Annotated in this window: 11 protein-coding genes; 5 read left to right on the forward strand and 6 right to left on the reverse strand. The window is 61.3% G+C overall.

Features of this window, described 5'->3' with window-relative positions; all coding sequences use genetic code 11:
* The first annotated feature begins 15 nt into the window (after positions 1-15).
* Positions 16-1,002: a glutathione S-transferase family protein gene (locus FHK92_RS09040; RefSeq protein WP_181287757.1), complete on the forward strand. Its 987-nt coding sequence runs from the start codon at positions 16-18 to the stop codon at positions 1,000-1,002.
* Positions 1,003-1,140: 138 nt separating this feature from the next.
* On the opposite strand, the gene cysG is transcribed toward FHK92_RS09040, so the two are convergent.
* From cysG to FHK92_RS09070, 6 genes are all read right to left on the reverse strand, one after another.
* Entirely contained in the window at positions 1,141-2,535 is a 1,395-nt protein-coding gene (gene cysG / locus FHK92_RS09045; protein WP_181287758.1) for a siroheme synthase CysG, read from the reverse strand.
* The gene (serS, locus tag FHK92_RS09050) at positions 2,536-3,816 is read right to left on the reverse strand and encodes a serine--tRNA ligase (RefSeq protein WP_181287759.1); all 1,281 of its coding nucleotides are present in this window, start codon (positions 3,814-3,816) and stop codon (positions 2,536-2,538) included.
* A gap of 15 nt (positions 3,817-3,831) precedes the next feature.
* On the reverse strand, positions 3,832-4,206 hold the full coding sequence (gene crcB, locus FHK92_RS09055) for a fluoride efflux transporter CrcB (RefSeq protein ID WP_030141344.1): 375 nt from the start codon (positions 4,204-4,206) through the stop codon (positions 3,832-3,834).
* Positions 4,203-5,528, reverse strand: a complete 1,326-nt coding sequence (locus tag FHK92_RS09060; RefSeq protein ID WP_181287760.1) for a replication-associated recombination protein A — start codon at positions 5,526-5,528, stop codon at positions 4,203-4,205. The genes crcB and FHK92_RS09060 overlap by 4 nt, the downstream gene beginning before the upstream one ends.
* Positions 5,529-5,695: 167 nt before the next feature.
* Positions 5,696-6,319 (reverse strand): outer membrane lipoprotein chaperone LolA, encoded by a 624-nt coding sequence (gene lolA, locus FHK92_RS09065; RefSeq protein ID WP_030141342.1) that lies wholly within the window; start codon positions 6,317-6,319, stop codon positions 5,696-5,698.
* Positions 6,320-6,377: 58 nt separating this feature from the next.
* Positions 6,378-8,786 (reverse strand): DNA translocase FtsK, encoded by a 2,409-nt coding sequence (locus FHK92_RS09070; protein ID WP_030141341.1) that lies wholly within the window; start codon positions 8,784-8,786, stop codon positions 6,378-6,380.
* 318 nt (positions 8,787-9,104) lie between these two features.
* Between FHK92_RS09070 and trxB the strand changes: the two genes are divergently transcribed.
* The 4 genes from trxB (at position 9,105) to infA (ending at position 12,099) form a co-directional block, all read left to right on the forward strand.
* Positions 9,105-10,064 (forward strand): thioredoxin-disulfide reductase, encoded by a 960-nt coding sequence (trxB, locus tag FHK92_RS09075; RefSeq protein WP_181287761.1) that lies wholly within the window; start codon positions 9,105-9,107, stop codon positions 10,062-10,064.
* A 69-nt stretch (positions 10,065-10,133) separates the two neighbouring features.
* Positions 10,134-10,814 (forward strand): leucyl/phenylalanyl-tRNA--protein transferase, encoded by a 681-nt coding sequence (gene aat / locus FHK92_RS09080; RefSeq protein ID WP_181287762.1) that lies wholly within the window; start codon positions 10,134-10,136, stop codon positions 10,812-10,814.
* Positions 10,815-10,871: 57 nt separating this feature from the next.
* Complete coding sequence (locus FHK92_RS09085; RefSeq protein WP_181287763.1) at positions 10,872-11,579, forward strand: arginyltransferase; 708 nt, start codon at positions 10,872-10,874, stop codon at positions 11,577-11,579.
* Between the two features lie 301 nt (positions 11,580-11,880).
* Positions 11,881-12,099 carry a translation initiation factor IF-1 gene (infA, locus tag FHK92_RS09090; RefSeq protein WP_002553999.1) on the forward strand — a complete coding sequence of 73 codons (219 nt, stop codon included), beginning with the start codon at positions 11,881-11,883 and terminating at the stop codon, positions 12,097-12,099.
* Positions 12,100-12,309: the final 210 nt, after the last annotated feature.

Genomic DNA, 12,309 nt, shown 5'->3' on the forward strand with positions numbered 1-12,309 from the left:
AGCGAGGACATCCAGATGGGTTTGTTGGTCGAGGGCCGCTGGCAGGACCGGTGGTACGAAAGCAAGGACGGCAGTTTCCAGCGTGAACAGGCGCAACGCCGACAGTGGATCACCGCCGACGGCGAGAGCGGTTTCGCCGCCGAAGCCGGGCGCTACCATTTGTACGTCTCGCTGGCCTGTCCCTGGGCGCACCGAACGCTGATCTTTCGCAAGCTCAAGGGTTTGGAAAACCTGATCGACGTCTCGGTGGTCAGCTATCTGATGCTGGAAAACGGCTGGACCTTCGACAAGGCCCACGGCTCGACCGGCGACAAACTGGACGACCTCAGCTTCCTGCACCAGCGCTACACGGCCGACACGCCCGACTATACGGGCCGCGTGACCGTCCCGGCGCTGTGGGACAAACAGCAACGACGCATCGTCAATAACGAATCGGCGGAGATCATCCGCATGTTCAACAGCGCTTTCGATGGCTTGACCGGCAACGACCTGGACCTGTATCCCGAGCACCTGCGCCACGAGATCGATGGGTTGAACGAGCGGATTTATCCGGCGGTGAACAACGGTGTATATCGCGCCGGATTCGCGACGACCCAGGCCGCTTATGAAGAAGCCTTCGACCAATTGTTTGCCGAACTGGATCGATTGGAAGCCCTACTGGAAACCCGTCGCTACCTGGCCGGCGAATACCTGACCGAAGCCGATATCCGGCTGTTCACCACGATGATTCGCTTCGACGCGGTGTACTTCGGTCACTTCAAATGCAACCTGCGGCGCATCGCCGATTATCCGAATCTATCGAACTGGCTGCGGGAGTTGTACCAATGGCCGGGGGTTGCCGAGACCGTGGATTTCGTCCATATCCAAGGTCATTACTACGGCAGCCACAAGACCATCAACCCGAATGGGATCGTGCCCAAGGGGCCGAAACAGGATTTCACCGTGGCCCATGATCGGGGACGGTTGAGTGGGAAAGGGATTTGGCGGGGTGCCGGGAACTGATCCTGGATTCTCGCGGTATTTGAAGGCCTAATCGCGAGCAAGCTCGCTCCCACATTTGACTTGTGTAGAACCACAATTTTAGGTTGCACACAGCCTACTGTGGGAGCGAGCTTGCTCGCGATGGCGGCGACGCGGTCCTCAGACCTGCCCCTGAGCCCCTTCAAACCAAGCCAGTTTCTCGCGCAACTGCACCACTTCCCCAACGATTACCAGGGTCGGCGCATGCACTTCATGCTCGGCCACCAGCCGTGGCAAGTCCGCCAAAGTGCCGGTGAATACCCGCTGGTTCGAAGTCGTGCCTTGCTGGATCAACGCCGCCGGCGTATCCGCCGCGCGACCATGCTTGATCAGCTCGGTGCAAATCACTGGCAAGCCGACCAGGCCCATGTAGAAAACCAGCGTCTGCGCCGGGGAAACCAGGTCCGCCCACGGCAAGTCACTGGTGCCATCCTTGAGGTGACCGGTGATGAAACGCACCGACTGGGCATAGTCGCGATGAGTCAGCGGAATCCCGGCGTAGGCCGCGCAGCCGCTGGCGGCGGTGATGCCCGGGACGACCTGGAACGGGATGCCATGGGCCGCCAGTTCTTCGATCTCTTCCCCGCCACGGCCAAAGATAAACGGATCGCCGCCCTTCAACCGCACCACACGTTTGCCCTGGCGAGCCAGGTCAACCAGTTGCTGGTTGATCTGATCCTGAGGCACCGCGTGCTCGGAACGACGCTTGCCGACATAGACCCGTTCGGCGTCGCGCCGGCACAGTTCGAGGATCGCCGGCGCCACCAGGCGGTCGTAGAGCACCACGTCCGCCTGTTGCATCAGGCGCAGCGCTCGGAACGTCAGCAGGTCGGGATCGCCCGGTCCCGCGCCCACCAGGTAGACCTCACCCGGCGCGTTCGGCGCCTCGCCGTCGATCTTCTCCCGCAGCAGCCGCTCGGCTTCAGCACCCTGCCCGGCCAATTGACGGTCGGCAATCGGGCCTTGGAACACCTCTTCCCAGAATGCCCGGCGCTGCTGGACATCGGGGAACAAGCCTTTGACCTGATTGCGGAAACGCGCCGCCAAACCGGCAAGCTGCCCGTAGGTCGAGGGGATCCAGGTTTCCATCTTGGCCCGGATCAGCCGCGCCAGCACCGGCGCATCGCCGCCACTGGACACCGCGATCACCAAGGGCGAGCGATCGACAATCGCCGGGAAGATCACGCTGCACAGGGCCGGCGCGTCCACCACGTTGACCGGCACGCAACGCTTGTGGGCGTCGGCCGAGACCTGGGCATTGAGCGGCTCGTCGTCGGTGGCAGCAATGATCAGCCCGCAACCGTCCAAGTCTGTTTCCACGTAACCACGCTGGACGCATTCGCCGCCGCTGCCACTGACCAGTTCCCGCAGTTGCGGTTCGATATCGGGTGCGACCACCCGCAGCAACGCGCCGGCATCGACCAGCAGGCGAGACTTCCGCAGGGCAATCTCGCCGCCGCCGACCACCAGCACGCGGCTGCCGCGCAGGTTGTGGAACAGTGGCAAATAGTCCATTTAACCGATGACCTCGAGGCCGCCCATGTACGGTTTCAATACCTCGGGCACACGAATCGAACCGTCGGCCTGCTGGTAGTTTTCCAGCACCGCCACCAGCGTGCGGCCCACCGCCAGGCCGGAGCCATTGAGGGTGTGGACCAGTTCCGGCTTGCCGGTTTCCGGGTTGCGGAAACGCGCCTGCATGCGGCGGGCCTGGAAGTCGCCGCAGTTGGAGCAAGAGGAAATCTCGCGGTACTTGTCCTGGCTTGGAATCCAGACTTCCAGGTCATAGGTCTTCACCGCACTGAAGCCCATGTCGCCGGTGCACAAGGCCAGGGTACGATACGGCAGCTCCAGCAATTGCAGGACCTTCTCGGCGTTGGCGGTCAGGCTTTCCAGCGCTTCCATGGATTTCGACGGCTCGACGATCTGGACCATCTCGACCTTGTCGAACTGGTGCTGGCGGATCATGCCGCGGGTATCACGGCCCGACGCACCGGCTTCGCTGCGGAAGCATGGCGTGTGGGCGACGAACTTGATCGGCAGTTGCTTGGCATCGACGATTTCGCCGGCGACGATGTTGGTCAGCGACACCTCGGCGGTCGGGATCAGGTACAGGTCTGCTTCGCCATCGCGGCTGATCTTGAACAGGTCTTCCTCGAACTTCGGCAACTGGCCGGTGCCTTGCAGCGCCGGAGCCTGGACCAGGTACGGCGTGTAGGCTTCTTCGTAGCCGTGCTCGGTGACATGCAGGTTGATCATGAACTGCGCCAAGGCGCGATGCAGGCGAGCAATCGGTCCGCGCAGCAAGGCGAAACGCGCGCCCGACAGCTTGGCGGCGGTCTCGAAGTCGAGCCAGCCGAATTTCTCGCCCAGGGCCACGTGGTCCTGTACCGGGAAATCAAAGGTGGTCGGCGTGCCCCAGCGGCGTACTTCGACGTTGCCGTCCTCGTCTTCACCGACCGGCACCGACTCGTGAGGCAGGTTCGGAATACCCAGCAGGATCGAATCCAGCTCCGTCTGGATCGCGTCCAGTTCGGTCTTGCCTGCGCTCAACTCGTTCGCCATGCGCTCGACATCAGCCATCAGCGGCGCGATGTCTTCGCCGCGCTGCTTGGCCTGGCCGATGGATTTGGAGCGCGCGTTACGTTCAGCCTGCAGGGCTTCGGTGCGGGTCTGGACGGTCTTGCGCTGTTCTTCCAGCGCTTCGATGCGCGCGACGTCCAGGGCAAAGCCACGGGAAGCCAGGCGGTCCGCTACGTCCTGAAGGTTGCTACGTAACAGTTTGGAATCGAGCATGTCGGTCTCTCGTTATCAAAGTTTGGTCAGGGACAGGCCGGCCCACGTGGCGAGCAGCCCGCCGAATACAGTGATGGCCGCGTAGCCCAGGGCCAGCAGCACTTGGCCGCTTTCCAGCAGGCGCACCGTATCCAGTGAAAAGGATGAAAAGGTCGTCAGGCCGCCAAGAAAGCCGACCATCAACCCCGCGCGCACCTCGATGGGCACCTCGGGGCGAATCAAAAACAGGCCGTAAAGAACGCCGATCAGTAGACAGCCCACGATATTAACGGCCAGCGTCGCGGTATAGAAGTGCCTGGGCCAATTTGCATTGATCCAGTTACCCGTGGCGAAACGCAACAACGTGCCGGCAACGCCGCCAGCGGAAACGGCGAGTATCAGGGGAATCAAGGTTTTCTCCGCTGCCGTGGACTCAGGCGATCCAACTGCGCCAAGTGGTTGAGCTTCTCGCCGATCTTCAACTCAAGGCCTCGGGGGACAGGCTGGTAGAAGTGCTGGGGTTCGAGCTCATCGGGAAAATAGTCTTCGCCGGCGGCATAAGCGTCGGGCTCGTCGTGGGCATAGCGGTATTCATCGCCATAGCCCAACTGTTTCATGAGCTTGGTTGGCGCGTTGCGCAGGTGCAGCGGCACTTCCAGGGAGCCGTGTTCGGCAGCGCTGCGCATCGCGGCCTTGAAGCCCATGTATACGGCGTTGCTCTTCGGTGCGCAGGCCAGGTAGGTGATGGCCTGGGCCACGGCGAGCTCGCCTTCCGGGCTGCCAAGGCGCTCCTGCACGTCCCAGGCCGCCAGGCACAGGCTCAAGGCGCGCGGGTCGGCATTGCCGATGTCCTCGCTGGCCATGCGCACCACCCGCCGGGCCAGGTACAGCGGATCGCAACCGCCGTCGATCATCCGGGCAAACCAGTACAGGGCACCGTCAGGATTTGAGCCGCGTACCGACTTGTGCAGGGCCGATATCTGGTCGTAGAACGCCTCGCCGCCCTTGTCGAAACGCCGCCGGGTATCGCCCAGCAGGCTTTGCAACAACTCGACGCCAATCTCGCTGTCGTCTTCGGCCAGGTCCGAGGCGTTTTCCAACAAGTTGAGCAAGCGCCGGCCATCGCCGTCGGCGGCGCTGAACAGTATCTGGAAGCCTTCATCGCTGAGGCTCAGGTGACGCTTGCCCAGGCCGCGTTCCTCAGTCAGCGCGCGATGCACCAGCTTGCGCATGGCCGCTTCGTCGAGGCTCTTGAGCACATAGACCCGGGCACGGGACAGCAAGGCGTTGTTGAGTTCGAACGAAGGGTTTTCGGTGGTCGCACCGATGAAAATCAGCGTGCCGTCTTCGACATAGGGCAGGAACGCATCCTGCTGGGATTTGTTGAACCGGTGGACTTCGTCGACAAACAGGATCGTGCGCTTGCCGTACTGGCCGGCCTGCTGCTTGGCGACTTCCACCGCCTGGCGAATCTCCTTGACCCCGGCCAGCACCGCCGAGACCGTTTCGAAATGCGCGTCGGAGACTTCCGCCAGCAGCCGCGCCAGGGTGGTCTTGCCCACGCCCGGCGGGCCCCAGAAGATCATCGAATGCAAGGCGCCCTGCTCCAGGGCCTCGCGCAGGGGCTTGCCGCGGGCGAGCACATGTTCCTGGCCGACGTACTCATCCAGGTTGGTCGCGCGCAGGCGGGCGGCCAATGGCTGGGCAATCGGGGCGCTTCGAAACAGGTCCATGATTACTACAAAACCTCCGCTAGATCCTGTTGCCGATCAGTTAAACAACGAACAATGCAGTTCCCCTGTGGGAGCGAGCTTGCTCGCGATAGCGGTGGGTCAGTCACATCAATTCCAACTGATCCGACGTCATCGCAAGCAGGCTCGCTCCCACAGGGATCCTTGGTTTATTCCTGGATCACATCCGCACCCTTGGGGATGTCGAACTTGAACTTGGACGCGGCGATCGGCTCGTTGGCCTTGACCCCGGTGAACAGGATATTGGTCCGCTGGCCAACGCTGTCGATCAGTTGCATGTCATTGACCAGGCCATTACGGAACGACAGGCGCAGGCTATCGAACAGGCTGTCCTTGGTCTTGGGCTTGAGGGTGAAGTCAATCACGCCGCCCGCCTCCTTGGAGGTGATGTCGAAACTCTGGCTGATCTCGGAGATGTCACCGGACAGCAGCAACGCCGGCGTCTGGGTCAGGCGGTGGTCGAGGGTCTTGATGGTGACTTGCTCCAGGTCCGGGTCCCACAGCGAAACCTTCTTGCCGTCGGAGACCATCAGCTGTTCGGCGGGTGCATCGGTGTGCCAGTAGAACAGGCCGGGGCGCTGCAGGGCCATGTCGCCGGCGGTCTCCTGCAATTGGGTGCCACTGCCGTCGAGGGTCAACTGGGAGAAACGTGCCGTCAGGGTCTGGGAGCCACCCAGCAACTGAGTCAGGCGGGCCACGTCTTTTTCGCCGGCGTGGGCCGACAACGTGCTCAAGGCCAATACGGGCAACAGCAGCATGCGAATCAGGCGCATGGGAATCCTCATGAATTCGTGGGGGGTCGAGCGGCGCGTCATCACGCCGCCCGGGTAGTCAGTCGCGCATCGGGCCCGGCGCGAGCACTTCGCGCGAACCATTGGTATTCATGGCCGTCACGACCCCGGCCATTTCCATGGCTTCGATCATGCGGGCGGCGCGGTTGTAGCCGATCTTCAGCTTGCGCTGTACCGCGGAAATCGAGGCCCGGCGGCTTTCCAGGACGAACTGCACCGCTTCGTCATAGAGCGCGTCGGTCTCGGCATCGTCGTCGCCGCCACCGCCACTGCCGCCTTCAAAGCCGCTGCCGGCCTCTTCGACACCGTTGAGGATGTCATCGTTGTATTCGGGCGCGCCGCGCAGCTTCCAGGCCTCCACCACGCGGTGCACTTCGTCATCGGAAACGAACGCGCCGTGGACACGAATCGGCAGGCTGGTACCCGGCGGCATGTAGAGCATGTCACCGTGGCCCAGCAATTGCTCGGCGCCGCCCTGGTCGATGATGGTCCGCGAGTCGATCTTGCTCGACACCTGGAACGCCATGCGGGTCGGGATGTTGGCCTTGATCAGGCCGGTGATCACGTCCACCGAAGGCCGCTGGGTCGCGAGGATCAAGTGGATACCCGCGGCACGGGCCTTCTGGGCGATACGGGCGATGAGTTCTTCGACCTTCTTGCCGACGATCATCATCATGTCGGCGAATTCGTCCACCACTACCACGATGGTCGGCAGCTTGTGCAGCAGCGGCGCTTCGTCGTGGATGCTTTCGCGGTGATACAGCGGGTCGCTCAATGGCGTCCCGGCCTCTTCCGCTTCCTTGACCTTGGCGTTGAAGCCCGACAGGTTGCGCACCCCCATCTTCGCCATCAACTTGTAGCGGCGCTCCATCTCGGCAACGCTCCAGCGCAAGGCGTTGGCCGCATCCTTCATGTCGGTGACCACCGGGCACAGCAGGTGCGGAATGCCTTCGTAGATCGACAATTCGAGCATTTTCGGGTCGATCATGATCAGCTTGGCGTCTTCCGGGCCGGACTTGAACAGGATCGACAGGATCATCGCGTTCACGCCCACCGACTTACCGGAACCAGTGGTACCGGCCACCAGCAAGTGGGGCATCTTCGCCAGGTCGGTAATGACCGGCTTGCCACCGATGTCGTGGCCCAGGGCCAGGGTGACAGGCGATTTATGGTTGTCGTATTCCGGCGTCGACAGTACTTCGGAGAAACGCACGATCTGGCGGTCTTCGTTGGGAATCTCGATGCCCACGGTGGTCTTGCCGGGAATGACCTCCACCACCCGCACGCTGGTCACGGCCAGGGATCGCGCAAGGTCCTTCGCGAGGTTGGCGATACGGCTGACCTTCACGCCGGCGGCCGGCTGGATCTCGTAGCGGGTAATCACCGGGCCCGGGTGGATCGAATCCACCGAGACCTCGACACCGAATTCCTTGAGCTTGATCTCAAGCAAATGCCCGACGGCTGCCAGGGATTCGGGGGAATAATTGAGTTGTTTCTTCTCGGCCGGGTCGAGGATCGATATCGGCGGCAAGGTACCTTCGACCGCGCTGTCGACGAACAACGGTGCCTGTTTTTCCTTCTGCACACGCTTGCTTTGCTCGGGCGGCTTGGCCGGGGCCATGGTGATGACCGGCGGCACCTGCTTTTCGCGCTCGGACATGTGCTTGCTCAACGCTTGCTCACGCTCGATCAAGCGTTCCTTGACCTTGGCCTGCTCGCGTTTGTCCGGCGTAGTCGGGGCCACCACGTCATGGACGCGGTCGTCGACTTCACGCAGCTGCGCCACCAGTTGCTTGCGCTCGTTGCGCGCCGCCCACCAGCGGTTCAGCGCGCCTTGGATCAGCTCGATGAGGTCGAGGGTGATCTTGCCGGTGACGTCCATGACCTTGAACCACGACAGGTCGGTGAACACCGTCAGGCCGAACAGGAACAGGGCGATGAACAGCAACGTGCTGCCCTGGATGTTCAGGGCATTGCGGGCCAGGTCGCCGAGGCTTTCACCCAGCGCACCGCCCGCCCCGGCCGGCAGGCCAGTGGGTGCGTGGAAATGAATGTGGGCCAGCGCGGCCCCCGACAACACCAGGAACACCAGGCCGATCAGGCGCCATGAGAACAGCCAGCCGCTCCACTGCCACGGCTCATGGCGCTGGCGGAAGATCTGATAGGTCTTGATCGCCAGCAGCAGCGGGAAGATATAGGCGAAATAACCCAGCACCATGAACAGGATGTCTGCGCTATAGGAACCGGCGGGGCCGCCGAAATTCTGCACGTCGTCGATCTTGCTGTTATGGCTCCAGCCCGGATCGTCCTTGCCGTAGGTCAGCAAGGCCATCATCAGGAACAGGCAAAGGGCACCAATGGCGATCAACGCACCTTCCTTGAGCCGGTAGTGCAATTGTTGGCGCCAGAGCGGAACGACTGTCTTGGGTGCTGCGGTGGATTTCTTCAAAACGCTTCTTTTCCTGCGCCAATGGCGCGTCCATCTGTTGAATGACTATGAAAAACTGCCCATGACGAGCAGGTAAAAAAGTGAATGTGCACATCCGGTACTACTTTTACCACTGTGGCATGCGTCCGGAAAACCGCAGGTGTTGCCGAAGATTTTGATCTTTTGCCTTCCCTGCGTTCAAAACTCAAGCATTGTACGGGTTTGTCATGCCCAAGGCATTGCCCGCACGCTCGGCGACAGCATAGCCATGATCAGGGTTCTCGGGCACCAATTTGAGCATGCATTCTCTTTTGTGACAAAGGCTTATGAGGTGTTTTTATGAGCGAAGCGAAGCATTCACGCCTGATTATTCTCGGTTCCGGCCCCGCGGGGTACAGCGCAGCGGTCTATGCCGCCCGTGCCAACCTCAAACCCGTTGTCATTACCGGCCTGCAGGCCGGTGGCCAGCTCACGACCACGGTCGAAGTCGATAACTGGCCCGGCGACGTCGAAGGTCTGACCGGTCCCGTGCTGATGGAACGCATGCAGCGGCACGCCGAGCGCTTCGACACGCAGATCGTCTACGACCATATCCACACCGCCAAGTTGCAACAGCGTCCGTTCGAACTCATCGGTGACAGCGGCACTTATACGTGCGACGCGCTGATTATCGCCACTGGCGCCTCGGCCCAGTACCTCGGCCTGCCGTCGGAGGAAACCTTCGCCGGCAGAGGTGTATCAGCCTGCGCGACCTGCGACGGTTTTTTCTACCGAAACCAGGTGGTGGCGGTAGTCGGTGGCGGCAACACCGCCGTAGAAGAAGCGCTGTACCTGTCGAATATCGCCAAGGAGGTGCACTTGATCCACCGCCGGGACAAGCTGCGCTCGGAAAAGATATTGCAAGACAAGCTTTTCGAGAAAGCCGCCAACGGCAATATCCGCCTGCACTGGAACCAGAACCTGGACGAAGTTCTCGGCGATGCCTCCGGCGTGACCGGCGCGCGCCTGCGGCACAGCGAGACCGGTGAAACCAGCACGCTGTCCCTGGCCGGGGTCTTCATCGCCATCGGTCATAAGCCCAACACCGACCTGTTCCAGGGGCAACTGAAGATGCGCGACGGCTATTTGATCGTGCGCGGCGGCAGCGAAGGCAACGCCACGGCCACCGACATCGAAGGTGTGTTTGCCGCCGGCGATGTGGCCGATCATGTCTACCGCCAGGCCATTACTTCCGCCGGCGCCGGATGCATGGCCGCCCTGGATGCGGAAAAGTATCTCGATGACATCCCGGCCGTTTGACGGTTAACCTCTAGGCGGGCTCTGGTTCATCTGGAGCGCCGCCCTCCCCTTCTGCAAGCACGGACACCCATGCTGACTTGGTTACAACGCAACACCTTCGATTTTCCGCCACTGGAAAAAGCCATGCGCGACCCCAACGGCTTGCTCGCCGCCGGTGGGGATCTGTCCGCCGACCGCTTGATCCAGGCCTATCGCCACGGCTGTTTTCCGTGGTTTTCGGAAGGCCAGCCGATCCTGTGGTGGTCGCCGGATCCGCGTACAGTGCTGTTTCCCGACGAGCTGCATGTCTCGCGCAGCCTGGGCAAACTGCTGCGCAAGGGCCGCTATGAAGTGACGTTCGACCGGGATTTCGCCGCGGTCATCAAGGCCTGCGCCGCGCCCCGCGATTATGCCGACGGTACCTGGATCACCGACGCCATGCAGACCGCTTATCTGGAACTGCACCGACGCGGCTTCGCCCACTCGGTAGAGGTCTGGGATCAAGGCGAACTGGTGGGCGGCCTTTATGGCCTGGCAATGGGGCAGTTGTTCTTTGGCGAATCCATGTTCAGTCGAGCGGACAATGCGTCGAAATTCGGCTTCGCAACCCTGGTCCAACACCTCAAGGAGGCGGGTTTCGTGCTGATCGACTGCCAGATGCCTACGGAGCACCTGCACAGCCTGGGCGCACGGTCGATTCCCCGCACGACGTTTGCCGGCTACCTGAAGGCCCATCTGGACCAACCCAACCATGCCACCTGGGTTTGCTGAGCGATATTCGCGCTCCTGGCTTACACTTGAATTTGAAGCTTATACCGAGGGTTGATCATGACCGAGTTGGCGCGCTTGAAGTTCTATGCCACTCAACCCCACTCCTGCAGTTACCTGCCCGAGGAGCAGGCCACGACCCTGTTCCTCGACCCTAGCCAGCCCATGGATGTGCATGTCTACGCAGATCTGTCGGAGATGGGCTTTCGTCGCAGCGGCGATCACCTCTACCGGCCCCATTGCCAGCATTGCAATGCGTGCGTTCCGGCGCGCATCCCCGTGGCCCGATTTACCCCCAACCGACAGCAGAAGCGTATTTTCAAGCGCAACGCCGACGTGCAGGTCCGCCCCGCAAAGCCGCAGTTCACCGAAGAATATTTCGACCTGTACCAGCGCTACATCGAACAGCGTCACGCCGATGGCGACATGTACCCGCCCAGCCGGGATCAGTTTTCGACCTTCCTGGTACGCGACCTGCCGTTCTCACGCTTTTACGAGTTCCGCCTCGAGGGTCGGCTGGTGGCCATCGCCGTCACCGACCTGCTGCCCAACGGACTCTCGGCGGTCTACACCTTCTATGAGCCCGGCGAAGAAAAGCGCAGCCTGGGACGTTTTGCGATCCTTTGGCAGATCAATGAATGCCGACGCCTGGGCCTGGAAGCGGTGTACTTGGGCTACTGGATCAAGAACTGCAAAAAAATGAACTACAAGACCCAATATCGGCCCATTGAATTACTGATCAACCAGCGGTGGGTTGTCCTGAACTAGGGTTTGTACGAAAAGTTGCCGAGCGGCGATCAGGCAAGGCGAAAACAGGCGAGGAAGCGGAGTTGACTGGTTGTCAATGAGCATTCCGAGCCTGTTTTCAACGCAGCATGATCGTCGCGCAGGCACTTTTCGGACAAAGCCTAGGGGCCGCTCGTAGTCTGCGCCTTATCCACGCGCCGCATTCATTGAGTAACTCCGAAGAACCCCTTGGCTTGGCCCCCCTTTTTCGGGCACAATGCACGCCGCTTTTGCCTGGCGCAGTTGCACCGGGCCATTCACTGGATACCGAGGGCTTTACTGCATGTCGAAAGAAGACAGCTTCGAAATGGAAGGCACTGTCGTCGACACCCTGCCCAACACCATGTTTCGTGTGGAGTTGGAAAATGGGCACGTCGTAACCGCGCATATCTCCGGCAAGATGCGCAAGAACTACATTCGTATTCTTACCGGTGACAAAGTGCGCGTCGAGCTGACGCCCTATGACTTGAGCAAAGGGCGCATCACTTACCGCGCTCGCTAACAAGTCAATACAAAACGCCCGGCTCATGTCGGGCGTTTTTGTTTGCCCGCGATTTGTCCCGATCTTTCAGAACACAGCTTCCCTGTGGGAGCAAGCTTGCTCGCGAAGGCGGCGTGTCAGCTTGCGCATATATTGAATGTGCCATCGCATTCGCGAGCAGGCTCGCTCCCACAGGTGATTTGATGAAGCCGGACAGCAAAAAGGCGCCTT

It is taken from the genome of Pseudomonas brassicacearum subsp. neoaurantiaca (assembly GCF_013608025.1).
GTDB lineage: Bacteria > Pseudomonadota > Gammaproteobacteria > Pseudomonadales > Pseudomonadaceae > Aquipseudomonas.

Excerpts from the sequence above, each read along its gene's own strand:
- FHK92_RS09085 (WP_181287763.1), top strand. The coding sequence starts at position 10,872 with ATGACCGAGTTGGCGCGCTTGAAGTTCTATGCCACTCAACCCCACTCC.
- infA (WP_002553999.1), top strand. The coding sequence starts at position 11,881 with ATGTCGAAAGAAGACAGCTTCGAAATGGAAGGCACTGTCGTCGACACC.
- FHK92_RS09040 (WP_181287757.1), top strand. The coding sequence starts at position 16 with ATGGGTTTGTTGGTCGAGGGCCGCTGGCAGGACCGGTGGTACGAAAGC.
- lolA (WP_030141342.1), bottom strand. The coding sequence starts at position 6,319 with ATGCGCCTGATTCGCATGCTGCTGTTGCCCGTATTGGCCTTGAGCACG.
- FHK92_RS09060 (WP_181287760.1), bottom strand. The coding sequence starts at position 5,528 with ATGGACCTGTTTCGAAGCGCCCCGATTGCCCAGCCATTGGCCGCCCGC.
- trxB (WP_181287761.1), top strand. The coding sequence starts at position 9,105 with ATGAGCGAAGCGAAGCATTCACGCCTGATTATTCTCGGTTCCGGCCCC.
- serS (WP_181287759.1), bottom strand. The coding sequence starts at position 3,816 with ATGCTCGATTCCAAACTGTTACGTAGCAACCTTCAGGACGTAGCGGAC.
- aat (WP_181287762.1), top strand. The coding sequence starts at position 10,134 with ATGCTGACTTGGTTACAACGCAACACCTTCGATTTTCCGCCACTGGAA.
- cysG (WP_181287758.1), bottom strand. The coding sequence starts at position 2,535 with ATGGACTATTTGCCACTGTTCCACAACCTGCGCGGCAGCCGCGTGCTG.